Below are 23908 nucleotides of genomic sequence, written 5' to 3' on the forward strand. Positions count from 1 at the left end.
CGCATGAGTCCCACGACGGAGACCACCACGCAGACCACGCTCGGTATCGGCGGCGCGGCCGAGAGCACCGACATGGTGCTCAACATCGGCCCCCAGCACCCGTCCACGCACGGCGTGCTCCGTCTGCGCCTCGTCCTGGACGGCGAGCGCATCCAGCACGCGGAGCCGGTCATCGGCTATATGCACCGCGGCGCGGAGAAGCTCTTCGAGGCCCGGGACTACCGGCAGATCGTGATGCTGGCCAACCGCCACGACTGGCTGTCGGCGTTCTCGAACGAACTCGGCGTGGTGCTGGCCGTCGAGCGGATGCTCGGCATGGAGGTCCCCGAGCGCGCGGTGTGGACCCGCACGCTGCTCGCCGAGCTGAACCGCGTGCTCAACCATCTGATGTTCCTGGGGTCCTACCCCCTCGAACTGGGCGGGATCACCCCGGTGTTCCACGCGTTCCGTGAGCGCGAGGAACTCCAGAACGTGATGGAGGAGATCTCCGGCGGACGCATGCACTACATGTTCAACCGCGTGGGCGGCCTCAAGGAGGACCTGCCCGCCGGATGGACTTCCCGCGCGCGTGAGGCGGTCGCGTCGGTGCGGTCGCGCATGGACGTGTACGACCGCCTGGTGCTCGGCAACGAAATCTTCCGGGGCCGCACGCGCGGCGTCGGCGTCCTCAGCCCCGAGGCGGTGCACGCCTACGGAGTGAGCGGTCCCATCGCCCGTGCCTCGGGGGTGGACTTCGACCTGCGCCGCGACGAGCCCTACCTCGCGTACGCCGAACTCCAGGACACCCTGAAGGTCGTCACGCGCCAGGAGGGCGACTGCCTGGCCCGCTTCGAGTGCCTCCTGGAGCAGACCCACAACGCCCTCGACCTCGCCGACGCCTGCCTGGACCGGATCGCGGAACTCCCGCGGGGGCCGATCAACCAGCGTCTCCCGAAGGTCCTCAAGGCCCCCGAGGGCCACACGTACGCGTGGACCGAGAACCCCCTCGGCATCAACGGTTACTACCTGGTCTCCAAGGGCGAGAAGACCCCGTACCGCCTGAAGCTGCGCTCGGCGTCGTACAACAACATCCAGGCGCTCGCCGAACTGCTTCCGGGGCAGCTGGTCGCGGACATGGTGGCGATCCTGGGGTCACTCTTCTTCGTGGTCGGCGACATCGACAAGTAGCGCGGCGCCGGCGGGCATGCCGACGGGCTGCACCAGCCATCCGAAGTCCCCGAGCCCGCCGGGAGCCGTCAGCTCGGCGGCCTGCCCCGCGCGCGCTAGAGCGCGTACGTACGCCGCCGGGTCCTCGGAGGCCAGCGACAGCGGGGGACGGCCGCCGCTCACCCCGAGCGCGCCGAGCGCCGCCCGCTGGGTGAGCAGCACGGCCCCCTCCATCGCGCACGCGTCCAGCGCCACGTGCGCGGTGATGTCGCAGCTTCCGTCCGGCACGGGAGCCGTCTCGCGGCCCTCCCTGAAGCCCGTGAGCGTCCCGAAGGGCGGGCGCCCCCGCCGGTCGTGCGCGTAGTCGACGGCGACGGCGAGGCCGCGCTCCAGACACGCCACCGCCGCGGCCCACGCCTCGTCCCGGGGGCGGCCGATCTCCGCGCGCAGGCCGGGCTCGGCCCCAAGGGGCCACCAGCGCGCCAGCCATGCGGCGTCCGGCCCCGTCACGGGGCCGCCCAGCGACTCGGTGCCGTCGTCGCGTACGAGCACCCGGCGCGCCGTTCCGTCGGCGGCCACCTCGGCGATGTCCACAGGGACGTTGTCGAGCCACTCGTTGGCGAAGAGCAGGCCCGTCACGCCGGTCGGCGGACCGGCCCGCCAGATGATGCGCGGATCGAGCCCCGGGGGGCACTCCGCGCGCTCCACCGCGTACGCGCGCACGCGTGCCGCCACATCGGCGGGGAGCGCGGCGAGCACACCCCCGGTCAGCTCCCCGCGGCCCGCGCCCATGTCCACGAAGGCGATCTCTTCCGGGTGGCCCAGAACCTCGTCGACCCGGCACAGCAGCCGGGCCACCGCGGCCGCGTAGAGGGGCGAGGCGTGCACGGAGGTGCGGAAGTGTCCCGCGGGTCCCTCAGGGCGGCGGTAGAAGCCGTCAGGGCCGTACAGGGCCGTCTCCATGGCCTCGCGCCAGCCACGCGGGACGCCCGCCCCGCCACCGTTGTCGTCATACGTCACAGGCCGCAGGCTAAGCGGGCCTCCACCTTGGGGAGTACACGTGCTCGATATGGATCGCACCTCCGGTTGACCCCGGGGCGCCTTCGGGCTGCCTACGCTGGGTTACGTGCACCGCCTCTATGACTTCCTCCGCAGACACCCGACAGGGGTCGACGGCTTCTGGGCCCTCGTCCTGCTCGGGATCTCCGGGCTCGGTCTGGTGTCCATGGCCGACGTGAACGGCCCCGTGGCGGGAATCGCGGTGATCCCGGTCGTCCTCGGAATGAGCCTGGTGCTCGCGCTGCGACGGAGGGCGACCGAGCGGATGCTCGTGCTCGCCGCGGTCCTCGGCGTCTGCCAGCTCGTCCTCGATGTGAGGGTGATGCCGGCGGACTTCGCCATGCTGGTGATCATCTACACCGCGGCCGCCGACGGGGCGCGGTGGGCCTCGCGGTTCGCGCTGGTGGGCGGCCTGTGCGCGGCTCCGCTCGCGTCGATGCGCTGGCCCGAGGAGAGCGTCACCGTCGTCGGCAGCGTCCTCTTCACGATCTTCCAGATAGTTCCCTTCGCGCTCGCGTGGGTCCTCGGCGACTCCATCCGCACCCGCCGCGCCTATCTGGCCCAGCTGGAGGAGCGCGCCGCCCGGCTGGAGAAGGAGCGGGAGGCGCAGTCGAAGGTCGCGGTGGCGGCCGAACGGGCCCGCATCGCGCGTGAGCTGCACGACGTCGTCGCGCACAACGTCTCGGTGATGGTGGTCCAGGCCGACGGCGCCGCGTACGTCATGGACACCGCACCCGACCAGGCCAAGAAGGCCCTGGAGACCATCTCGGGCACCGGCCGCCAGGCCCTCGCCGAGATGCGCCGCCTGCTGGGCGTGCTGCGCACGGGGGAGCCCGAGGAGGGTTCCGAGTACGTCCCGCAACCCGACGTCGAGCAGCTCGACGAGCTGATCGAACAGGTGCGCACGGCCGGTCTGCCCGTCGACTACAAGGTCGAGGGCACCCCGCGCCCCCTGCCCAGCGGCGTGGAACTCACCGCGTACCGCATCGTGCAGGAGGCGCTCACGAACACGCGCAAGCACGGCGGCGAGAACGCGGGCGCGAGCGTGCGCCTGGTCTACTTCGACGACGGCCTCGGGCTGCTCGTCGAGGACGACGGCAGGGGCGCCCCGCACGAGCTGTACGAGGACGGCGGCGCCGACGGCCGCGGGCACGGCCTGATCGGCATGCGCGAGCGCGTCGGCATGGTCGGCGGCACCCTGGACGCGGGACCGCGCCCCGGCGGCGGCTTCCGGATCAGCGCGCTGCTGCCGCTCAAACCAGCACACTGAACGTGGCCCCCGGCCGTCCGTCCGACCGACCCCATTTCCCGACCCCTCTCTCGCGCCTCCCTCTCTCGCCACCCCTCGAAGGGACTCCTAGATGTCCATCCGCGTGTTGCTCGTCGACGACCAGGCGCTGCTGCGCACCGGGTTCCGGATGGTGCTGGCCGCACAGCCGGACATGGAGGTTGTCGCCGAGGCGAGCGACGGCGTGGAGGCCCTGGAGGTGCTGCGCTCGACCAAGGTCGACGTGGTGCTGATGGACGTACGCATGCCGAAACTGGACGGCGTCGAGACGACCCGGCGCGTCTGCCAGGGCCCGAACCCGCCGAAGGTGCTGATCCTGACCACCTTCGACCTCGACGAGTACGCCTTCTCGGGGCTGAAGGCGGGTGCCTCCGGGTTCATGCTCAAGGACGTGCCTCCGGAGGAGCTGCTCGCCGCGATCCGCTCCGTGCACAGCGGTGACGCGGTCGTCGCGCCGTCCACCACGCGGCGCCTGCTCGACCGCTTCGCGCCGATGCTGCCGAACGCGGGCGGCCAGCCGCAGCACAAGGAGCTGGAGCGCCTGACGGCCCGTGAGCGCGAGGTGATGATCCTCGTCGCACAGGGCCTGTCGAACGGCGAGATCGCGGCGCGCCTCGTCCTCTCGGAGGCCACCGTGAAGACGCACGTCGGCCGCATCCTGACCAAGCTGGATCTGCGGGACCGGGTGCAGGTCGTGGTCCTCGCGTACGAGACGGGGCTCGTGCGGGCCGGGGGCAACTCCTAGGGCGTGTCCGTGGCGGGCCGGACGCGGCCTAGCGCAGGACGCCCTCGATGAAGTCGCTGCCCAGCCGTGACACCACGCTGATGTCCAGCTGGTGCTGCACATAGCGCCCCCGCCGGCGCGTGGTGATCAGGTCGGCCTTCTTCAGGACGCTCAGGTGCCGGGATATCTCCGGCGCCGTCATGCCGTGCGCGTCCGCCAGCTCGCTCGTGGTGTACGACCCGCGCGCAAGGTGGCGGCACAGGCGCATCCGCACCGGGTGGGCGAGCGCGGCCATACGGCGGGTCAGCTGCTCCACGGTGGGCGGGGCGGTGAGACCGGGGGCGCTGATGGGGTACGTGATGCAGGCCTGCCAGCCCTTTCGGTGCAGCACCATCACGTGCGGCCAGCCGAGACTGGTCGGGACGAGCACCAGACCGCCGGAGCCCGTGGTCGTACGCCCTGTGGTGATCTTGTCGACGGTGATGAGCTGCTCGCTCTCGTCCAGGGAGACCGCCCCGGAGAGCGCCTTCAGAGCTTCCGCGAGGCCTTTGCGCCGCAGGAGGTCGGTCTTGAGGCGGGCGTCCGCGGCCAGTTGATGGCTCAGGCGGGCCCAGGTGTCGGCGAAGAACGCCTCGTCGCAGTCCTCCAGGAGCTTGCGCAGCCACGCGCGCACGACCGGCGGCTCGTCCAGGAGGCGCTGGGTGAACTTCACCTGCTGCGGGCCGCGGGCGGCGGCGAGGTCCAGCGCGCGCCGCTGCACGGCAGGGTCGGCCAGCAGATTGCGGTCCGGCTCCGAATACGTCGACTGGCACGTGAACTCCAGGGCGGCGTCCACGAACTGCTCGTCCGTCAGCTTGTCCAGCTGGTCGAGCTCCTCGGCGAGCGTGGCCCCGGGGAGTGTGCTCTGCCCCGGGAGGCCGGCGAAGGGCGCGAACACGTCCGAGAACGTCGAGCGCCACAGGAAGTCGGCCTCGCACAGGCGGTCCGCCAGGCACGGGTCCAGGCGCGTCGAGACGGCCGTCGCCCAGCCCTGGAGCCCCGGGTGGTGGCCCGGCTCGGAGAGCGCGTGCAGCGCCATGCCCAGCTCGGCCAGGGGCGAGGGCACGACATGGATCCGCTCGTGGGACAGCCCGCTGATGTCGATGCTCACGCTCATGTCCTCATGGTGCACCGCGCCACTGACAGCGCGGCCGTCGATTGACGGCCGCCGTCAATCGACGCGACGGGGACGGGTTCGCGGGAGCAGTCTGAGGTCATCGCCGGAGCCACCGAAGCCTCCGGCCCCTCCTTCCCTCCTTCCTCCACCCGTGGGGACAGCCCCTCCTTCCTCCACCCGTGGGGACAGCGCGACCGTGTTGTGCCCGATAAGTACTATTTATACCGAGAGGCGATACGTCATGAGCGTCACCCAGCAGTACCTGCTCGACACCTACCGCGCCGCCCAGCACGGCGAACCGACGCCGCCCGCCCCCGGACACCACGACTGGCAGGTCGTCCGAGAGGTTCGCGACTACGGCCGCTTCCGCGCAGTCGTGCAAGAACGCCCCGCCCGCGGCAGGGTCCGCGCCGCACTGGCCCGCCTCGCGCGGGGCGGCCGCCTCAGCGGGGGAGCCGCCGCACGAACTCCGCGACCGCTTCCTTGACGTCGTCGGCCGTCCAGTCGAGGCCCTCCTCGGTCACGGTGACCTCCGTGGCCGAGAGGCCGGGCGGCCCGTCCGCGAACCACCGGCCGAACAGAAAGGTCTTCGTCTCCTCCGCCTGCCCCAGCGAGGCCTCGTCCAGCACCTCGGACGCGTACGGCAGCCACACCTGGAACTGGTGGGTGTGCGGCCGCCCCGGATGCACGCGCGACCAGGGCAGCCCGGCCGCCGCGAACCCCTCGCGCAGCGCCTCGGCCACCACGCGCGCGTGAGCGACGTAAGCGGGCAGCCGCGGCAGGACGTGCTTCAGGCCCAGCAGGGCGGAGACCGCGGCCGGGAACTGCTGGAACAGCTGCCCCCCGTACCGGTGGCGCCACATCCGCGCCTCCTCGACGAGCGTGCGCGGCCCGGCGAGCGCCGCCCCGCTCAGCCCCTCCAGGGACTTGTAGAACGACACGTACACGGTGTCCGCGAGCCCCGCGATCTCCCTGAGGGGGCGCCCGAAGTGCGGCGTGCACTCCCACAGGCGCGCGCCGTCGATGTGCACGACCGCGTCCCGTTCGCGCGCCGCCTCCACGACCGCTTCGAGCTCCTCCCAGTCCGGCAGGACGAAACCGGCGTCCCGGAGCGGCAGTTCGAGCATCAGCGCCCCGAAGGGCTCGGGAAACTCGCGCACTTCGCCGGCCATGGGCAGGCGCGGCTCGTCCGTCGGGTGCACCGTGCGCAGCCCGCTGACCGCGGTGAAGGCGTCGCCCTCGTGGAGTTCGGGGTGTGCCTTGGGGTGCAGTGCCACCGTCGCGTTCCCGGTGCGGCCCGCCCAGCAGCGCAGGGCGACCTGCTGGGCCATCGTGCCGGTCGGGAAGAAGACAGCCGCCTCCTTGCCGAGCAGGCGCGCCACCTCCTCCTCCAGGGTGGCGACGACGCCGTCCCCGTAGATGTCGGTGGCCTCGTCCGCGCCGACGACCTCGGGAGCGGCCGCCGCGAGCGCGGAGAGGCGTTCGGTGAGCGGGATGTGCAGAGGGGAGCGGTGCAGGGTGCGGGCGGCGCCACGGGCCGCCGCCGAGCGCCTGGCGCGGGTGTCCTGTTCCGCTTCGTTCGCAGTCATCCCCCGAGGATGACCGGTCCGTCGGCACCAGTCATATGAATAGCCACAGCCTGTGGACAGCGGAAGACGCGGCACCGGGCAATCGCGTTAACATGACGAGAAATCGTCCGGTACCCCGAGCGGACTGGAACGGAAGGCGTCATCGCGTGAACGCATCGCATCAGCCAGACCCGCGGGAGCGCCCCGCGAGGCTCACGGTGGGAGTCGTGGGAGCGGGCCGCGTCGGCCCCGCGCTCGCCGCGTCGCTCCAGCTCGCCGGGCACCGCCCGGTGGCCGCCTCCGGGGTGTCCGACACCTCCGTGCGCCGCGCCGCCACCATGCTGCCCGACGTCCCCCTCGTCCCGCCCGCCGAGGTGCTCGGACGGGCCGATCTGGTGCTCCTGACCGTGCCCGACGACGCCCTGCCCGGCCTGGTCGAAGGCCTCGCCGAGACCGGCGCGGTGCGCCCGGGCCAACTGCTCGTCCACACCTCCGGGCGGTACGGCACCAAGGTCCTCGAACCCGCCCTGCGGGCCGGCGCCCTGCCGCTCGCGCTGCACCCCGCGATGACGTTCACCGGCACCCCCGTCGACGTGCAGCGCCTGGCCGGATGCTCCTTCGGGGTGACCGCGCCCGAGGAGCTGCGGCTCGCCGCCGAGGCACTGGTCATCGAGATGGGCGGCGAGCCCGAGTGGATCGCAGAGGAGAACCGCCCGCTGTACCACGCGGCGCTCGCCCTCGGCGCGAACCACCTGGTCACGCTGGTCGCCGAGTCCATGGAGCTGCTGCGCGACGCGGGCGTGGAGGCCCCCGACCGGATGCTCGGCCCCCTGCTCGGCGCCGCCCTCGACAACGCGCTGCGGTCGGGCGACGCCGCCCTCACCGGCCCCGTCGCGCGCGGAGACGCCGGGACGGTCGCCGCCCACGTGGCCGAGTTGCGCAAGCACGCCCCGCAGACCGTCGCCGGCTATCTCGCGATGGCCCGCGCCACCGCCGACCGCGCCCTCGCCCACGGACTGCTCAAGCCGGAGCTCGCCGAGGACCTCCTCGGCGTACTCGCCAACGGCGCCGGCGGGACCGGCGGAGCCGAAGGAGGCAGTCGATGACCACCGCCCTCCTGCACACCGCCGACTCCCTGCGCACGCGCGCGCGTGCGGGCCGCCGAGCCGTCGTCATGACCATGGGCGCCCTGCACGACGGCCACGCCTCGCTGATCCGTGCGGCCCGCCGCATCGCGGGCCCCGAGGGCGAGGTCGTCGTCACCGTCTTCGTGAACCCCCTCCAGTTCGGGGCGGGCGAGGACCTGGACCGCTACCCCCGCACCCTCGACGCCGACATCAAGATCGCCGAGCAGGCGGGCGCGGACGTCGTGTTCGCCCCCGGTGTCGACGAGGTCTACCCCGGCGGCGAGCCCCAGGTCCGGGTGAGCGCCGGGCCCATGGGCACGGTCCTCGAAGGAGCCACGCGCCCCGGACACTTCGACGGCATGCTCACCGTCGTCGCCAAACTGCTGCACCTCACCCGGCCGGACGTGGCGCTGTTCGGGCAGAAGGACGCCCAGCAGCTCGCCCTGATCCGCCGCATGACCCGCGACCTGAACTTCGACGTGGAGATCGTCGGCGTCCCGACCGTGCGCGAGGACGACGGCCTGGCCCTCTCCAGCCGCAACCGCTACCTCTCACCGGACGAGCGGCGCACCGCGCTCTGCCTCTCCCGGGCGCTCTTCGCGGGCCGCGACCGGCATGCCGCACAGGAGGCGCTGCGCGCGCGTGCCGCGAGCGCGCCCGCCACGCTCGCGCGTGCCGACGCCCTCAACGCCATCGGCGAGTCCCGCGCGGCCGCCGACGCCCACGCCGTGGCGCAGTCCGCGGCGCCCTCCACGCCCGGCGGCCCCGCCGCCGTCGTCGCGGCGGCCCGGCAGGTCCTCGACGAGGCCACGTGCCTGAGCCCCCCGCTGGAGCTGGACTACGTGGCGCTCGTGGACCCCGCCGACTTCACCGAGGTCCGCCCCGGCCACACCGGCGACGCCGTCCTCGCGGTGGCCGCCAAGGTCGGCTCGACCCGGCTGATCGACAACCTCCCGCTGACCTTCGGAGCCGCCGTATGAGTGCCACCGGAATACGGCTGCACGCCCCCGCGCCGGGCTGGTCCCTGGACGCCGACATCGTCGTCGTCGGCTCCGGGGTGGCCGGACTGACCGCGGCGCTGCGCTGCTCGGCCGCCGGCCTGAAGACGGTCGTGGTGACCAAGGCCCGCCTGGACGACGGCTCCACGCGCTGGGCCCAGGGCGGCATCGCCGCCGCGCTCGGCGAGGGCGACACCCCCGAACAGCACCAGGACGACACGCTCGTGGCGGGCGCCGGCCTGTGCGACGAGGAGGCCGTACGCATCCTCGTCACCGAGGGACCCGACGCCGTGCGACGCCTCATCGAGACCGGCGCCCACTTCGACACCGGACCAAAGGGCACCATCGAGCTGACCCGCGAGGGCGGCCACCACCGCCGCCGCATCGCGCACGCGGGCGGTGACGCGACCGGCGCGGAGATCTCCCGCGCCCTCGTCGAAGCGGTCCGCGCGCGAGGCATACCGACCGTCGAGAACGCCTTGGTGCTCGACCTCCTCACGGACGCCGACGGCCGCACCGCAGGTGTGTCCCTGCACGTCATGGGGGAGGGCCAGCACGACGGCGTGGGCGCCGTCCACGCCCCCGCGGTGGTCCTCGCGACCGGCGGCATGGGCCAGGTCTTCTCCGCGACCACCAACCCGTCCGTGTCCACGGGCGACGGCGTCGCGCTCGCCCTGCGCGCGGGCGCCGAGGTCTCCGACCTCGAATTCGTGCAGTTCCACCCCACCGTGCTCTTCCTCGGCGCCGACGCCGAGGGCCAGCAGCCGCTGGTCTCCGAGGCGGTGCGGGGCGAGGGCGCGCACCTCGTGGACGCCGACGGCGTGCGCTTCATGGCCGGACAGCACGAACTGGCCGAGCTGGCGCCCCGCGACATCGTCGCCAAGGGCATCATGCGCCGCATGCAGGAACAGGGCGCCGAACACATGTACCTGGACGCCCGGCACTTCGGCGCCGAGATGTGGGAGAAGCGCTTCCCCACGATCCTCGCCGCCTGCCGCGCCCACGGCATCGACCCGGTCACCGAGCCCATCCCCGTCGCCCCGGCCGCGCACTACGCCTCCGGAGGCGTCCGCACCGACCCGCACGGCCGCACCACCGTCCCCGGCCTGTACGCCTGCGGAGAGGTCGCCTGCACCGGCGTGCACGGCGCCAACCGCCTCGCCTCCAACTCCCTCCTGGAAGGCCTGGTCTACGCCGAGCGCATCGCCGCCGACATCGCCTCCCGCCACGCGGAGAACGCCCTCCACGCGCGCGTACCGCACCCCGTCGCGCAGCCGGAGATCCCGACCCACCCGCTGCTCCCGCCCGAGGCCCGCTTCGCCATCCAGCGCGTCATGACCGAGGGCGCCGGCGTGCTCCGCTCCGCCGCGTCCCTCACGGAGGCCGCGGCCCGGCTGGCCCGCATCCACGCCGAGGCCGCGGGCGCGCTCGCCGAGGACGGCAAGACCGCCGAGCCGGGCGTCGACACCTGGGAGACCACCAACCTCCTGTGCGTCGCCCGCGTCCTGGTGGCCGCCGCCCAGCGCCGCGAGGAGACCCGCGGCTGCCACTGGCGCGAGGACCACGCCGACCGCGACGACGAGGCCTGGCGACGCCACATCGTCGTACGCCTGAACCCGGACAGGACCCTCGCCGCGCACACCACCGCGACCCCCGACTTCCCCCCGACCCGCCCCAGTCCCCAGGAGAAGTGACCGTGAGCACCCCCGACGACCTCCCCCTCACCCCGACCGGCGGCGGCTGCGGCGATGCCTGCGGCTGCGGCGGGGACGACGCGTTCGACCCCCTGGAGTGCGGCCTCGACCCCGCTCTCGCGCGGCTCCTCGCGGAGGCGGGCCTCGACCCCCTCCAGATCGAGGACATCGCCCACATGGCCATCGAGGAGGACCTGGCGGGCGGCGTGGACGTCACCACGGTCGCCACCATCCCCGAGGACGCCGTCGCCACCGCCGACTTCACCGCCCGCGAGGCGGGCACCGTGGCCGGACTGCGCGTCGCCGAGGCCGTCATGTCCGTCGTATGCGAAGAGGAGTTCGAGGTCGAGCGGCATGTGGAGGACGGTGACCGCGTCGAGGCGGGCGACACGCTGCTGAGCGTCACCACCCGCACCCGCGACCTGCTCACCGCCGAGCGCAGCGCCCTGAACATCCTGTGCCGCCTCTCCGGCATCGCGACCGCCACGCGCGCGTGGGCGGACGTACTCGACGGCACGAAGGCGAAGGTCCGCGACACCCGCAAGACCACGCCCGGCTACCGCGCCCTGGAGAAGTACGCCGTGCGCATGGGCGGCGGCGTCAACCACCGCATGTCGCTCTCCGACGCGGCACTCGTCAAGGACAACCACGTGGTCGCCGCGGGCGGCGTGGCGCAGGCCTTCAAGGCCGTGCGCGAGCGGTTCCCCGACGTGCCGATCGAGGTCGAGGTCGACACGCTCCACCAGCTGCGCGAGGTGGTGGACGCGGGCGCCGACCTGATCCTCCTGGACAACTTCACGCCGGGCGAGACCGCGGAGGCCGTCGCCATCGTCGGCGGCCGCGCGTTCCTGGAGTCCTCGGGCCGCCTCACCCTGGAGAACGCCCGCGCGTACGCCACCACGGGCGTCGACTACCTCGCGGTCGGCGCCCTGACCCACTCCTCCCCGATCCTCGACATCGGCCTCGATCTGCGGGAAGCGGTGCGTGACTGATGCTGCTGACGATCGACGTAGGAAACACCCACACCGTCCTCGGCCTCTTCGACGGCGAGGACATCGTCGAGCACTGGCGCATCTCCACCGACGCCCGCCGCACCGCGGACGAACTGGCCGTCCTGCTCAACGGCCTGATGGGCATGCACCCGCTGCTCGGCGAGGAGCTGGGCGACGGCATCGACGGCATCGCGATCTGCTCCACGGTCCCCTCGGTCCTGCACGAGCTGCGCGAGGTGACGCGCCGCTACTACGGAGACGTTCCCGCCGTCCTGGTCGAGCCCGGCATCAAGACCGGTGTCCCGATCCTCATGGACAACCCCAAGGAGGTCGGCGCCGACCGCATCATCAACGCGGTCGCGGCGGTCGAGCTGTACGGCGGCCCGGCGATCGTCGTCGACTTCGGCACGGCCACGACGTTCGACGCGGTCTCCGCGCGCGGGGAGTACGCGGGTGGGGTCATCGCCCCCGGTATCGAGATCTCCGTGGAGGCCCTCGGAGTACGAGGCGCGCAGCTCCGCAAGATCGAACTCGCGCGCCCGCGCAGCGTCATCGGCAAGAACACCGTCGAGGCAATGCAGGCGGGCATCCTGTACGGCTTCGCGGGCCAGGTCGACGGCGTCGTGAACCGCATGGCGCGCGAGCTGGTAGGCGCGGGCGGTGACCCCGAGGACGTGACGGTGATCGCGACGGGCGGGCTCGCGCCGATGGTCCTCGGCGAGGCGGCGGTCATCGACGAACACGAACCGTGGCTCACCCTGATCGGGCTCCGCCTGGTCTACGAACGGAACGTGTCCCGGTCCTGAGCCCCAGCCCCACTGCGGCCTCCACCGGCCCGCAGCCGCGCACGCTCGTGAGGGGACGTGGGGGTATGTGCGAGCGGAGCACAGTGGATCCATCTAACCGAGCCCAACAACCAACAGGCTCCCGCACCAAGATGGCGAGCACGCACATACCCCCGCGGCCCCGCCCCACGACCGAACCCAAGGCGCATCCCCGCTGAAGGCGCCCCCGCCGGCCAAGGCGCCCCGCCAGAACCCGCCCGAACTCGCTGATAACCCGATTTTGTCCGTTAAGCGCGTATCGTCACCCTATGCCCACGCCCTACGGATCCCGCGGCGGCATGGCCTTCAGCGCGGAGGAGCTGCGTGTGCTCCGTCGCGCTCTGGCCCTGGCCCTGCATCCCAGCCCCGTCCGCAGCCCCGCCCGCGACGAGGACCTCCAGGACTGTCTCCGCCTCGCCGAGTCGCTGGACGAGGCGGCGCGCGAGGGTGCCCGGCTCCGCGCCTTCCTGGTGGCCGACCTCGCCCGCTACCGGGCCGCCCTGCCCGGCACCGCCTCCGGCTACCTCGCCCTCCTGGAGGACGTACTCAGCACCGGCTACCAACCTGGCCCCGACGACCTCGCGGCCCTGCGCGCCCTGCGCGGCAACCCCACCGCGGCCGCCCTGCTCGACCGCTGCCGCACCCTCGCCGAGCGGTCCGTCCGGGCCCGTCTCACGGGCCGCGCCGTCCCGGCACCGGGACGTGCCCGTATGCCCGCGCCCCGCACCCGCCTGCTCGCCCTGCCGGGCGGCCTGGACGCCGCCGGGCAGGAACCGCCCCGCCCGGTCCCCACCCCGGCCGAGGTCTTCCCGCCCAAACGCCCCACGCCTCCCGCGCCCCAGGAACCCGCACCCCCCGCTCCGGCTCCCGCCCCCGTCCCCGCGGACCCCCCGCACCAGCTCGCCGCGGGCTAGCTACTCTGGGGGTCATGGACTACGTTTCCGCGCTCGTGCCCCCCGTAGTGATGGCCGTGTTCTTCGGCGGTCTCATCGTGACGATCGTGAAGACCCAGGGCGGTGCCAACAAGGCCAAGGAGGACGCGGCCGCGGACGCCGCGATCACCCGGGCCGAAGCCGTCCGCCAGGCCACGAAGGCGGGCGGCGCCTGAGCCTCGCGCCGACTGCCCCCAGGGCGTACGACTCGCTGACCGCGGCGTCGTGCGCCCTTTTTGTTGTGCAATGTCGCGTAATTAGGCGTACGCCACGTCGCTCACGCATCACACCAATAGTGACCTCTCCCACTATTGTTCAACTGTGCCTCGTCCATTGGGAGAACTCGAAGACTCCGTCATGACACGGGTGTGGAAGTGGAACCGCCCCGTGACCGTTCGAGAAGTCCTGGAAGACCTTCAGCAGGAACGGTCCATCGCCTACACGACCGTGATGACCGTTTTGGACAATCTCCATCAGAAGGGCTGGGTGCGCCGCGAAGCGGAAGGTCGCGCCTATCGATATGAGGCGGTCTCCACTCGTGCCGCCTACGCTGCCGCACTGATGAACGAAGCCTGGTCGCAGAGCGACAACCCGGCCGCCGCGCTCGTCGCCTTCTTCGGCATGATGTCGGAGGAACAGCGGGAAGCGCTGAACGACGCCATGCGTATCGTCCAAGGCCCGGAGAACCCCGGCTCCGCGGAGCGCGGCGCAGAGCGATAGCGTCCGCCCATGGCAGCAGAGGTCCCCGAACTCAGCGAACTCAGCGCAAAAGCGGTCTCCGTCCGCAGGGCGCGCACCTCCGATGTACCGGCCGTGCGGGGGCTCCTCGACTCGTACGTCCGCGAGCGCATCCTCCTGGACAAAGCGACCGTGACGCTTTACGAGGACATCCAGGAGTTCTGGGTGGCGGAACGGGACGACAACGCCGAGTTGGTGGGCTGCGGGGCCCTGCACGTGATGTGGGAAGACCTCGCGGAAGTACGCACCCTCGCGGTGAATCCGAAGGTCAAGGGGGCCGGGGTGGGACATCAGCTGCTCGGGAAGTTGCTCCAGACCGCCCGGTGGCTCGGTGTGCGGAAGGTTTTCTGTCTGACCTTCGAAGTCGACTTCTTCGCGAAGCACGGCTTCGTGGAGATCGGCGAGACTCCGGTCGACGGAGATGTCTACAGCGAGCTGCTGCGTTCCTATGACGAGGGCGTCGCGGAGTTCCTCGGCCTCGAACGAGTGAAACCGAACACCTTGGGCAACAGTCGGATGCTTCTGCATCTGTGATCGCCTCTGTGGTATTCCGGGCAGCCTCCTGCCCCGGTGCCCTATGTCCGAAACGCGCACGTTTCCAGGCTTCTCGGGGTCCCCGGTCTCTCCCAGGGGTTTGTGTTTTTCCGGCAAAAGCGGTTTGCTTTCCGACGTACTGCAGTACTGCATATAACAGGGGCCGGTGAATCGGTGGCGTACGTCGCCGGGGCCGGCCTCGAAGTTATCGATGAAAGGAAATCCAGTGGCACAGAAGGTTCAGGTCCTTCTTGTCGATGACCTCGACGGTGGCGAGGCGGACGAGACCGTGACGTTCGCGTTGGACGGCAAGTCCTACGAGATCGACCTCACCACGGCCAACGCGGACAAGCTCCGTGGCGCCCTGGAAGACTTCGTCAAGGCCGGCCGGCGCACCGGCGGCCGTGGTTCGGGCGGCCGCGGCAAGGCGCGCGCGGCGGCGACGAGCGGTGGTCAGGACACCGCCGCGATCCGTGCCTGGGCGAAGGAGAACGGCTTTGAGGTCAACGACCGCGGCCGCGTTCCCGCGTCGATCCGCGAGGCCTACGAGAAGGCCAACGGCTGACGGCTGCGACGCCGCAGCCTGACCCGGTGGCACTGTGTCGCCGCCGTGTCCACGAGCCGTACGAGATCGGAGCCCGCGGCGGGGTCGCTGCGGTGCGCGGTCCCGCCACCCCCCACCGTGGGCAGGGACACGAGTGCCGGCAGCGTCGGCTCCACCTCGCACCCGGGCTCCGGGGGTCGCAGCCAGACGGCGGCCCCCCGCGAGCCGGGCCACCCCGGAGGCGCGGGCGCGTCGATCCGTCCGCCCGCCCCGACGGCGGTGAGGCCGAGGGGGATGTCCCCCCACTCCAGCCAGTCGAGCAGCCCCGGCAGCTCGTCCGCGCTCCCCGCGCCCACCAGCAGCCGCATCGTTTCCCCACGCAGCGCCACCGGCGCCTTGGGCCCGAGGTGGCGCAGCGCCGCGAAGCCCGCTTCCGCGGGAAGTTCGAGGACGTCGAAGCGCAGCCCCGTCAGCAGGTGCACCGGGCCGGGGCCGGGGGAGGTCGCCCAGCCGAGCTCGTTCTCGTACCACTGCCGCACCGGGTCGCTCTGCTCGACCGGCGTGCGGGGCTGAGGAACTGTGGGGGCCATGTTCCAGCAACAGCCGGAAGGCCCTCCGGGTTACGCAGCGTCTCGGCTCGGATGCGTACGGTGGCCGGAAAAGGAGCGTGAGGGCGTGTTCGGCGGTGCAAGAGTGTTCGCCCGTAGCGGAGGGAACCGGCGCGCGCCGCATGGAGTGAGAGTCCTTGCGGGTAAGACATCCCTAGTGGGGAGGGGCGACACGCGGTCTTCGGCGTCTCACGTTCGCCATCGGCGTAGTGATGGTGGGGGTAACTGCCTGGCCTGCGGGAACATCGTCTCGCACCATCGGGTTGGAGCAGTTGTCGGCGTTCGAGGTCAGGACTTCCCCTGGGAAGGGGGCCGGGTGTCGGCAGTTGGAATGAGCGGTCCCCGCTTGCGGGACTAAGCTGCGGAAGGACAGGGAGGGGACCGACCCCTTACTGCCTGACCGCTCTGAGGAGCGATTAACGATGTTCGAGAGGTTCACCGACCGCGCGCGGCGGGTTGTCGTCCTGGCTCAGGAAGAAGCCCGGATGCTCAACCACAACTACATCGGCACCGAGCACATCCTCCTGGGCTTGATCCACGAGGGCGAGGGTGTCGCCGCTAAGGCCCTGGAGAGCCTCGGGATTTCGCTCGAGGCGGTCCGCCAGCAGGTGGAGGAGATCATCGGCCAGGGCCAGCAGGCCCCGTCCGGGCACATCCCCTTCACCCCCCGTGCCAAGAAGGTCCTGGAGCTGTCGCTCCGCGAGGCCCTTCAGCTGGGCCACAACTACATCGGCACGGAGCACATCCTGCTCGGCCTGATCCGCGAGGGCGAGGGCGTCGCCGCCCAGGTCCTGGTCAAGCTGGGCGCCGATCTCAACCGGGTGCGGCAGCAGGTCATCCAGCTGCTCTCCGGTTACCAGGGCAAGGAGACCGCCACCGCCGGCGGTCCTGCCGAGGGCACGCCCTCCACGTCCCTGGTGCTCGACCAGTTCGGCCGGAATCTGACCCAGGCCGCTCGTGAGTCCAAGCTCGACCCGGTCATCGGGCGCGAGAAGGAGATCGAGCGGGTCATGCAGGTCCTGTCCCGCCGTACGAAGAACAACCCGGTCCTCATCGGTGAGCCCGGCGTCGGCAAGACCGCCGTCGTCGAGGGCCTCGCCCAGGCCATCGTCAAGGGCGAGGTGCCCGAGACCCTCAAGGACAAGCACCTCTACACCCTGGACCTCGGCGCGCTGGTCGCGGGCTCCCGCTACCGCGGTGACTTCGAGGAGCGCCTGAAGAAGGTCCTCAAGGAGATCCGCACCCGCGGCGACATCATCCTGTTCATCGACGAGCTGCACACGCTGGTCGGTGCGGGTGCCGCCGAGGGCGCCATCGACGCCGCTTCGATCCTGAAGCCGATGCTGGCCCGCGGTGAGCTCCAGACCATCGGTGCCACCACGCTCGACGAGTACCGCAAGCACCTGGAGAAGGACGCCGCGCTGGAGCGCCGCTTCCAGCCCATCCAGGTCGCCGAGCCGTCGCTGCCGCACACCATCGAGATCCTCAAGGGTCTGCGCGACCGGTACGAGGCGCACCACCGCGTCTCGATCACCGACGAGGCGCTGGTGCAGGCCGCCACCCTGGCCGACCGCTACATCTCGGACCGCTTCCTGCCGGACAAGGCGATCGACCTGATCGACGAGGCCGGTTCCCGGATGCGCATCCGCCGGATGACCGCGCCGCCGGACCTCCGCGAGTTCGACGAGAAGATCGCGGGTGTCCGTCGCGACAAGGAGTCCGCGATCGACTCGCAGGACTTCGAGAAGGCCGCCTCCCTGCGCGACAAGGAGAAGCAGCTCCTGGCCGCGAAGGCGAAGCGCGAGAAGGAGTGGAAGGCCGGCGACATGGACGTCGTCGCCGAGGTCGACGGCGAGCTGATCGCCGAGGTCCTGGCCACGGCCACCGGAATTCCGGTCTTCAAGCTCACGGAGGAGGAGTCCTCCCGCCTGCTGCGCATGGAGGACGAGCTCCACAAGCGCGTCATCGGCCAGAAGGACGCCGTCAAGGCGCTCTCGAAGGCGATCCGGCGTACGCGTGCGGGTCTGAAGGACCCGAAGCGTCCCGGCGGCTCGTTCATCTTCGCCGGTCCGTCCGGTGTCGGTAAGACCGAGCTGTCCAAGGCGCTCGCCGAATTCCTCTTCGGTGACGAGGACGCGCTGATCTCCCTCGACATGTCGGAGTTCAGCGAGAAGCACACGGTTTCGCGTCTCTTCGGTTCGCCCCCCGGTTACGTGGGTTACGAAGAGGGCGGCCAGCTGACCGAGAAGGTCCGCCGCAAGCCGTTCTCCGTCGTCCTTTTCGACGAGGTCGAGAAGGCCCACCCGGACATCTTCAACTCGCTCCTCCAGATTCTGGAGGACGGTCGTCTGACCGACTCCCAGGGTCGTGTCGTGGACTTCAAGAACACGGTCATCATCATGACGACCAACCTTGGAACCCGTGACATCTCGAAGGGCTTCAACCTCGGCTTCGCGGCCCAGGGCGACACGAAGTCCAACTACGAGCGGATGAAGAACAAGGTCAGCGACGAGCTGAAGCAGCACTTCCGCCCGGAGTTCCTGAACCGCGTGGATGACGTCGTCGTCTTCCCGCAGCTCAGCCAGGACGACATCCTCCAGATCGTCGACCTGATGATCACCAAGGTGGACGAGCGGCTCAAGGACCGGGACATGGGTCTCGAACTCTCCCAGTCCGCGAAGGAACTGCTCGCGAAGAAGGGTTACGACCCGGTGCTCGGCGCGCGTCCGCTGCGGCGCACGATCCAGCGCGAGGTCGAGGACACCCTCTCCGAGAAGATCCTCTTCGGCGAGCTGCGCCCCGGCCACATCGTGGTCGTCGACACGGAGGGCGAGGGCGAGACCAAGACCTTCACCTTCCGCGGCGAGGAGAAGGCGGCACTGCCCGACGTGCCGCCGATCGAGTCGGCCGCCGGTGGCGGCGCGGGCCCGAACCTGAGCAAGGAGGCGTAGCCCTTTCAGGGTGCGCTTGTGGGGGCTGCCCCGGACCGTTTCCTACGGTCCGGGGCAGCCCCTTTTTCGTACGGGGGCGCACTCAGAATTTGGACGGCCCGTACACCCGCACGTCGATGTGGTCGGGCAGGGCGGAGACGTCCAGCCGTTGCCTCGCCTCGGCCGCTCCCACACCGGTCCGGTTCTCCACGTAGAGGTGTCGCAGTCCCGGCATCAGGGTGCCAATGCGGGCCATCGCTGCCTCCCAGTGGCCGTCGGGGGAGAGCTGGAGTTCGGTGAGGCCCGGCAGGCTCAGCCCCTCGGGCGCGTGCGGGAGGCTGTGGGAGCCGCAGTGCAGCCGCGTGAGACGGGGCAGGCGGGCGAGCGTCTCCCAGTCGGCAGCCGAGTCCGGGCCGTCCTCCTGGAAGGTGATGCGCGCGAGGAGCGGCCAGCGGGGCAGCAGCTCCAGGTCCCGCACGGAGGAACGGGACCCCGCGAGCCCGAGGAACATCAGCGGGGCCTCGGCGGGGAACAGCGTCAGGCTCCAGGGCTCTGCGGTGTCGCTGACGCTGAAGACGTTGAGCCCGTCCAGGCCGTGCAGGGCGGCCAGGGCCTCGGGCGTGAGGTGGGCCGGGGAGTAGGCGAGCAGCAGGAAGGTCGGCTCGCAGGCGGCCAGGAAGCGGGAGGCGACCTCGGGGGAGACGTCGACCCGCATGTCCAGCCGCTTGGGGAACAGCCCCAGCCGCTCCAGCTCCGCGATCTGTTCGTCGTCGCGGAGCGTGAAGTGGAGGGCGGTGGTGTCGAGGTGGGCGATGACCTCTTCCGCGTACGCGCGGCAGTCGTAGCGGTGCCACCCCCACATCAGCTGGCTGCCGACCATGATGCTGGGGTGCCGGGCGAAGCGGGCCAGGAACGGGATCGCCGCGTCGGACCGTACGTGGGTCGCGGTGATCGCCACCAGGCGGGCCTCTTCGTCGCTCAGGCCGTCGGGGCCAGGGAGCAGGTCGAGTACCATGGGGCCGACCTGCGCGAGGGCGCGGGCGTCCTCGGCGTCACGCGGCGGGATGAGCCCGGCCGTCCGGCGCTCCACCTCCTCCCGTACCGCCGGGGCCAGCTCCGCCGCGTGTTCGAGGCAGGCCGCGGCGAGGAGGTGGATCCGCTTCCGGGCGCGTTGGTCGGGATGGGTATCTCCGTAGGCCATCAAGTCCCGGAGGATCTCCGCGCGTTCGCGGGGGCGTGCCTGCGCCACCGCCATGCGGATGACGTCCGCCCACTGGTCGTCCGCCGCATGCCGGGCGAGGACGCCGAAGTCGCCCTCGTCGACCGCCGCGCGTGCGCCCAGGAAGTCCTGGAAGGTGCGGTGGACGAAGTCGACGGTGTCGGGGCCCGGTTCGCGCAGGAGGCCGCTGCGGTGCAGGAAGTGGGTGTAGACGGCGTGCGCGTCGCCGAGCGCGGACAGCTCCGGTACGGACGGCAGCGCGTCCGCGATGATCGCCTCGGCCCGTGAACGGTCGAGGACCGTGCGGCCGTTGCGGATCAGCCAGTACGCGAGGCGCTGGAGCAGCTGGAGCTGCGGTTCCTCCCGCAACTCGGGGACGGTCATGTGGCGTTCGCGGTCCCTGCGGACCAGGAGCATGGACAGCGCGGCCGTGTAGAGGTCCTTGCGGCCCAGCGGCAGGAAGCCTCTGCGGTCGCGGTGCAGGGCGCAGATCAGGCCGCACATCAGGGGGTTGGTGGCCAGGAGCCCCAGGTCCGGCTTGGCTCTGACCGCCGCCAGGAGCTGACTCTCGTACGCGGCCAGGGCCGCGTCCTCGTCGGGCGCGCCCGTGGCCGCCGCGGCGTGCCAGCGCTCGATGAACGCGGCCACCTCCCGCTCGCCCATGGCGGAGAGCGTCAGCTCCGCGAAGCCCTCGTCGGCGAGCCAGTCCGTGCGCACCGCCGAGGGGCGCGAGGTCACCAGCCAGTGGTTGCCGGGGAAGGCGTCGATGAGATCGGTGAGCCACGCGCGCGTGGCGGCGCGTTCGGCGTCCGGGATCTCGTCGATGCCGTCGATCAGGACCAGGGCGCGGCCCGCCGTCAGGACCCGCCCCTCCCAGCCTCCGGGCTGGGTGCCGGCGAGCGGGCAGCCGACCGCCGCGAGGAAGTCCGCGGGGGCGGGCAGGCGCTCCCCGTGGCGGGTCAGGGTGCGCAGGGGGAGGACGTAAGGGATGCGGTCGTCGAGGTACGCCATGGGGCCCTCGGCGAGTTCCTGGCGGGTGGTGCTCACCGCGAGCCACTGCACGAGTGTGGTCTTGCCGGAGCCCGCCTCGCCGCGCAGGAGGACTCGGTCGCGGGTGGCGAGGGCCTGGTCGGCGGGGCGGGCGGCGGTCAGTTCCTTCAGGGTGGCCACCCAGTCGTCGCCGGGGCGCAGCGCGGCCTCCGCGTCCGTGCTGGAGAGGGACGTCGCCTCCAGGGACATGTAGGCGACGTCCAGGGGCCATTTCCCCGGGGTATCCGTCAGGTCGATGCCGAAGATCGTCAGCTTGCCGTGCTTCTTCGCGACGTACGCCAGGTAGCGCTCCTCGAAGGCGGCGTCCCGCGCGCCGGGGAGTGGGCTGCGGGCGATCAGCTCGTCCACCTTGGCGATGAGTTCGTCCTGGCCCCGGCTCTGTGCGACCAGCGTCGCCGCCACGAACGTGGAGCGCTGCGTGAAGAACTGGAGGATGTGCAGGCAGGCCCACTCGGTGACGGATTCGAGGTAGAAGGACGCGTCCGCGGAGAGTTCGGCGGTGACGGGGCGCCCGGTGGCGGAGGCCTGGTGGAGGAGCGTGCGGGCCAGTTTCCGGTGGCCGAGGCGGACCGCCTGGACGTCGTCCATGTCGAGGTCGCCGAGGGCGAGGAGCGCGCGGGCCAGGGCGTCGGTGACCGCGGCGGTCTCGTCCGGCGGGAAGGGCCGCTCACCGGGCGAGGCCAGGGACCGGGACACCAGCCGCTCGGCGATGCGGCGCACGTCCGCGCCGTACAGGGTCCGCTTCTCGCCCCGGAAGGAGACGAGCCCGCAGACCCGCACGGGCCGCTCCACGAGCCCCGCCCCCGGGCCTTCCCGGACGAACAGTTTCTTGATCAGCGGGGCTACGACGCTCGATGCCAGACGGGTGCCGATGACCGCGGGATCCATGGGCGTGAGCGTAGTGGGCGTCACATCGCCTGCGGGGTGGATCTTCGGGTCCGGTGACATGGCGCACAGGGGTTTTGTCCGTTACTAGGCGGAATAGTGGGCCGGGGGTGCGGGGGGCGAGGGACTTTGGTCCCGCAACCTCCGGGACCTTCGCCGCGTCGGGGGGCGAGGGGCGCGGGCCCGTGGGGAGTGGGCGCCCGGGGGCCGTCCGACGTGGGGCTAAACCCGCGGATCGGCCTCGGATTCCATGGCGAGAGCGCGGGGTAATTGTCCGGATTTGATGGTGTCAAGAGGGCGAAATGCCGACGCTCGGCTACGGCTTTGGGTAGTAGATGGGCGTTTTGGGGGTTCGTCGGAGTGCGGGTTACCAAGGGATGGCCGACCCGGCGAAGCGTGCTCCGCGGGACTCACCCGCACCCGCCCCGCCGGGTCTCCTCACGCCCCCCTCAGTTCAGTCCCAAACTGCGAAGGACGTCCCCATGCCGAAGCGCACCGAGTCCCACCACCCCCGCCCGTCCATGCTCCGTACGCGGGCGGCCGTCATCGCCGCGGGCATCGGAGCGTCGACGCTGTTCGGGGCCGGGGTCTCGGTCGCTGCGGACAGCGCCAAGAGCGGCGGTGTACTGCCCGGCGTCGCCGTGAACTCCGTTCAGGCGCAGGCCGCCGCCCAGGCCAAGGCCGCCGACAAGGCGCAGCAGGACGCGGCCAAGAAGGCCGCGGGCATCAAGAAGGCCGCCGCCAAGGCCGCCGGCTGGGTCCACCCGGTCGAGCGCTACACCCTCTCCGCGAGCTTCGGCCTCGGCGGCAGCATGTGGTCCCACAAGCACTCCGGCCAGGACTTCGCCGTCTCGGTCGGCACGCCGGTCGCCGCCGTGCACGGCGGTACGGTCGTCAAGGCCGGCCCGAACGGCGCCGGTGACGGTCCCGCGTACGGCAACGCCCTCGTGATCAAGCACAGCAACGGCACGTACTCGCAGTACGCGCACCTCTCGAAGGTCGACGTCCGGGTGGGCCAGAACGTCACCACCGGCCAGCGGGTCGCCCTCTCGGGCAACACCGGCAACTCCAGCGGTCCCCACCTGCACTTCGAGATCCGTACGACGCCCAACTACGGCACGGCCGTCGACCCCGCCGCCTTCCTGCGCTCGGTGGGCGTGAAGGTCTGACCCGCGGGGTTTCGGCCCCGCATCGGCGCGCGCCGCGACTCAGTCGCCCGAGTGCGCCTGCGTGACCAGATCGATGGCGACTTCGAGGATGGCCTTCCGCTTCTCCTCGGGGTCGCCATCGATGTCTTTGAGGACGAACATCCCGCCGTGCATGGTGAACAGAGCGCTGAAGCACCGCACCTGGTCGGCCATCGGCGCGTCCGGGTCCTTGAGGATGTCGTAGAGCCCGAACATGCGGTCCTTGAAGCTCTCGCCGGTCTTCAGGTCCCGCACCGTGGCCTGGTTCTCCTGCATGAAGCGGAAGAGCGGCGCCGCGTCGACCAGGATCTCGCTGTAGCGGCTCAGGACCTGCTTGCGGACATCGAGGGACGGCGGCTGCGGCTGCTCGTGACCCCAGGCGATCAGCTCGTCGATGGGCCTGGTGCTGTCGTCGAAGATGCTGGTGAGAATGTCTTCCTTGGTCTTGAAGTGGTAGTAGAGCGCCGCCTTCGTGACGTCGAGGCGCTCGGCGATCTCGCGCAGCGACGTCTTCTCGTACCCCTGCTCGGCGAAGAGTTCGAGGGCCACGTCCTGGATGCGCTGGCGGGTGTTCCCGCGGCGCTGCTGCTTGCCTGTGCCCGTGCCCATCGGGGTGCTCCTCGGCTCCATTAACTTACTTGACGCCCGGCTAGTTGGGGGTCTACCTTCCCTCAGTGTAGTCAACTAGCCGGGCGGCAAGTAAGG

At 71.3% G+C, this 23908-nt stretch carries 22 protein-coding genes; 16 read left to right on the forward strand and 6 right to left on the reverse strand.

What is annotated here, in order from left to right; all coding sequences use genetic code 11:
* Positions 1 to 3 precede the first annotated feature (3 nt).
* Positions 4 to 1167, forward strand: coding sequence for an NADH-quinone oxidoreductase subunit D (locus tag CP975_RS19680; protein ID WP_055526395.1), 1164 nt, complete (start codon positions 4 to 6; stop codon positions 1165 to 1167).
* On the opposite strand, the gene CP975_RS19685 is transcribed toward CP975_RS19680, so the two are convergent.
* Positions 1132 to 2109, reverse strand: a complete 978-nt coding sequence (locus CP975_RS19685; protein ID WP_150477927.1) for an SAM-dependent methyltransferase — start codon at positions 2107 to 2109, stop codon at positions 1132 to 1134. The two genes, CP975_RS19680 and CP975_RS19685, sit on opposite strands and share 36 nt — an antisense overlap.
* A gap of 163 nt (positions 2110 to 2272) precedes the next feature.
* Here CP975_RS19685 and CP975_RS19690 point away from each other — a divergent pair, with 163 nt between their 5' ends.
* Complete coding sequence (locus tag CP975_RS19690) at positions 2273 to 3475, forward strand: sensor histidine kinase (RefSeq protein ID WP_055526393.1); 1203 nt, start codon at positions 2273 to 2275, stop codon at positions 3473 to 3475.
* Between the two features lie 91 nt (positions 3476 to 3566).
* Positions 3567 to 4238 (forward strand): response regulator transcription factor, encoded by a 672-nt coding sequence (locus CP975_RS19695; RefSeq protein ID WP_055526391.1) that lies wholly within the window; start codon positions 3567 to 3569, stop codon positions 4236 to 4238.
* 28 nt (positions 4239 to 4266) lie between these two features.
* On the opposite strand, the gene CP975_RS19700 is transcribed toward CP975_RS19695, so the two are convergent.
* Positions 4267 to 5373: a DUF5937 family protein gene (locus CP975_RS19700; protein ID WP_055526389.1), complete on the reverse strand. Its 1107-nt coding sequence runs from the start codon at positions 5371 to 5373 to the stop codon at positions 4267 to 4269.
* A gap of 241 nt (positions 5374 to 5614) precedes the next feature.
* On the opposite strand from CP975_RS19700, the gene CP975_RS19705 reads away from it, so the two are divergent.
* A complete protein-coding gene (locus CP975_RS19705; protein WP_150477176.1) occupies positions 5615 to 5860 on the forward strand; it encodes a hypothetical protein in 246 nt (81 codons plus the stop codon).
* On the opposite strand, the gene CP975_RS19710 is transcribed toward CP975_RS19705, so the two are convergent.
* Positions 5817 to 6962, reverse strand: a complete 1146-nt coding sequence (locus CP975_RS19710; protein WP_055526387.1) for a threonine aldolase family protein — start codon at positions 6960 to 6962, stop codon at positions 5817 to 5819. The genes CP975_RS19705 and CP975_RS19710 overlap by 44 nt on opposite strands.
* Before the next feature lie 146 nt (positions 6963 to 7108).
* Here CP975_RS19710 and CP975_RS19715 point away from each other — a divergent pair, with 146 nt between their 5' ends.
* From CP975_RS19715 to CP975_RS19760, 10 genes are all read left to right on the forward strand, one after another.
* Positions 7109 to 8047: a Rossmann-like and DUF2520 domain-containing protein gene (locus CP975_RS19715; protein WP_150477177.1), complete on the forward strand. Its 939-nt coding sequence runs from the start codon at positions 7109 to 7111 to the stop codon at positions 8045 to 8047.
* Positions 8044 to 9048 carry a pantoate--beta-alanine ligase gene (gene panC, locus CP975_RS19720; protein ID WP_150477178.1) on the forward strand — a complete coding sequence of 335 codons (1005 nt, stop codon included), beginning with the start codon at positions 8044 to 8046 and terminating at the stop codon, positions 9046 to 9048. Before CP975_RS19715 ends, panC begins: the two co-directional genes overlap by 4 nt.
* Positions 9045 to 10760: an L-aspartate oxidase gene (locus CP975_RS19725; protein ID WP_150477179.1), complete on the forward strand. Its 1716-nt coding sequence runs from the start codon at positions 9045 to 9047 to the stop codon at positions 10758 to 10760. The genes panC and CP975_RS19725 overlap by 4 nt, the downstream gene beginning before the upstream one ends.
* The gene (gene nadC, locus CP975_RS19730; RefSeq protein WP_425474261.1) at positions 10757 to 11752 is read left to right on the forward strand and encodes a carboxylating nicotinate-nucleotide diphosphorylase; all 996 of its coding nucleotides are present in this window, start codon (positions 10757 to 10759) and stop codon (positions 11750 to 11752) included. Before CP975_RS19725 ends, nadC begins: the two co-directional genes overlap by 4 nt.
* Positions 11752 to 12558 (forward strand): type III pantothenate kinase, encoded by an 807-nt coding sequence (locus CP975_RS19735; RefSeq protein WP_150477181.1) that lies wholly within the window; start codon positions 11752 to 11754, stop codon positions 12556 to 12558. Before nadC ends, CP975_RS19735 begins: the two co-directional genes overlap by 1 nt.
* A 317-nt stretch (positions 12559 to 12875) precedes the next feature.
* The gene (locus tag CP975_RS19740) at positions 12876 to 13490 is read left to right on the forward strand and encodes a hypothetical protein (protein ID WP_208835623.1); all 615 of its coding nucleotides are present in this window, start codon (positions 12876 to 12878) and stop codon (positions 13488 to 13490) included.
* A gap of 14 nt (positions 13491 to 13504) precedes the next feature.
* Positions 13505 to 13684 carry a hypothetical protein gene (locus CP975_RS19745; protein ID WP_055536232.1) on the forward strand — a complete coding sequence of 60 codons (180 nt, stop codon included), beginning with the start codon at positions 13505 to 13507 and terminating at the stop codon, positions 13682 to 13684.
* Between the two features lie 157 nt (positions 13685 to 13841).
* The gene (locus CP975_RS19750) at positions 13842 to 14228 is read left to right on the forward strand and encodes a BlaI/MecI/CopY family transcriptional regulator (protein WP_078594286.1); all 387 of its coding nucleotides are present in this window, start codon (positions 13842 to 13844) and stop codon (positions 14226 to 14228) included.
* 9 nt (positions 14229 to 14237) lie between these two features.
* Positions 14238 to 14780: an amino-acid N-acetyltransferase gene (locus CP975_RS19755; protein ID WP_030785673.1), complete on the forward strand. Its 543-nt coding sequence runs from the start codon at positions 14238 to 14240 to the stop codon at positions 14778 to 14780.
* A 226-nt stretch (positions 14781 to 15006) separates the two neighbouring features.
* Entirely contained in the window at positions 15007 to 15345 is a 339-nt protein-coding gene (locus CP975_RS19760) for a histone-like nucleoid-structuring protein Lsr2 (RefSeq protein WP_055536231.1), read from the forward strand.
* On the opposite strand, the gene CP975_RS19765 is transcribed toward CP975_RS19760, so the two are convergent.
* The gene (locus CP975_RS19765; protein WP_055536230.1) at positions 15324 to 15914 is read right to left on the reverse strand and encodes an SCO3374 family protein; all 591 of its coding nucleotides are present in this window, start codon (positions 15912 to 15914) and stop codon (positions 15324 to 15326) included. The genes CP975_RS19760 and CP975_RS19765 overlap by 22 nt on opposite strands.
* 440 nt (positions 15915 to 16354) lie before the next feature.
* Between CP975_RS19765 and CP975_RS19775 the strand changes: the two genes are divergently transcribed.
* Complete coding sequence (locus tag CP975_RS19775) at positions 16355 to 18883, forward strand: ATP-dependent Clp protease ATP-binding subunit (protein ID WP_030785664.1); 2529 nt, start codon at positions 16355 to 16357, stop codon at positions 18881 to 18883.
* 82 nt (positions 18884 to 18965) lie between these two features.
* On the opposite strand, the gene CP975_RS19780 is transcribed toward CP975_RS19775, so the two are convergent.
* A complete protein-coding gene (locus tag CP975_RS19780; protein ID WP_055536229.1) occupies positions 18966 to 22019 on the reverse strand; it encodes an NACHT domain-containing protein in 3054 nt (1017 codons plus the stop codon).
* A gap of 479 nt (positions 22020 to 22498) precedes the next feature.
* Between CP975_RS19780 and CP975_RS19785 the strand changes: the two genes are divergently transcribed.
* Entirely contained in the window at positions 22499 to 23185 is a 687-nt protein-coding gene (locus CP975_RS19785) for a M23 family metallopeptidase (protein ID WP_150477183.1), read from the forward strand.
* Positions 23186 to 23224: 39 nt separating this feature from the next.
* On the opposite strand, the gene CP975_RS19790 is transcribed toward CP975_RS19785, so the two are convergent.
* Entirely contained in the window at positions 23225 to 23812 is a 588-nt protein-coding gene (locus CP975_RS19790) for a TetR/AcrR family transcriptional regulator (RefSeq protein WP_055534660.1), read from the reverse strand.
* Positions 23813 to 23908: the final 96 nt, after the last annotated feature.

Source organism: Streptomyces alboniger (assembly GCF_008704395.1).
GTDB classification, from domain to species: Bacteria; Actinomycetota; Actinomycetes; order Streptomycetales; family Streptomycetaceae; genus Streptomyces; species Streptomyces alboniger.